Origin of the sequence: Psychrobacter sp. I-STPA6b, from assembly GCF_020662265.1 — a bacterium.
Taxonomy (GTDB): domain Bacteria; phylum Pseudomonadota; class Gammaproteobacteria; order Pseudomonadales; family Moraxellaceae; genus Psychrobacter.
In genome coordinates this window covers 1-433 of sequence record NZ_VEWM01000036.1, presented here as the reverse complement: position 1 = coordinate 433, position 433 = coordinate 1, and the positions used below count along the sequence as shown (strand labels likewise).

Here is a 433-nt window from a genome sequence, read left to right as displayed (position 1 = left end):
ATGGGAGAGTCATTATTACCACATATCGAAGCAATATTCGCTGAGATCCGCACAATAGAAAATCTAAGTCTAGATTTTAATAATCCACAGACAGGCACTCTCACCATTGCCACGACACATACACAAGCACGCTACGTGCTACCAGAAGTCGTCAAACAGTTCAGCGAGCGCTATCCCAAAGTTAATCTTATCTTGCAGCAAGCAGACCCTGAGACCATCGCCCAAATGGTCATTCGTGGTCAGGCAGACATCGGCGTGGCAACAGAGTCTCTATTACATAATAGCTACCTGCGCTGCCATCGCTATTATGACTGGTCACACCGTATTATCGTGCCCAAAGATCATGAGCTTGCCGGTGAGACCGAGATTGATCTGCCCACCCTCGCAAGCTATCCGATCATTACCTATCACGGCGGTTTTACCGGTCGAGATA

General features: G+C 47.8%; 1 protein-coding gene. It reads left to right on the top strand.

Translation table 11 applies throughout. The features are described from left to right. Positions 1-433, top strand: a 433-nt coding sequence (locus tag FHK88_RS03670) for a LysR substrate-binding domain-containing protein (protein WP_264480596.1), incomplete at both ends; no start/stop codon positions are given.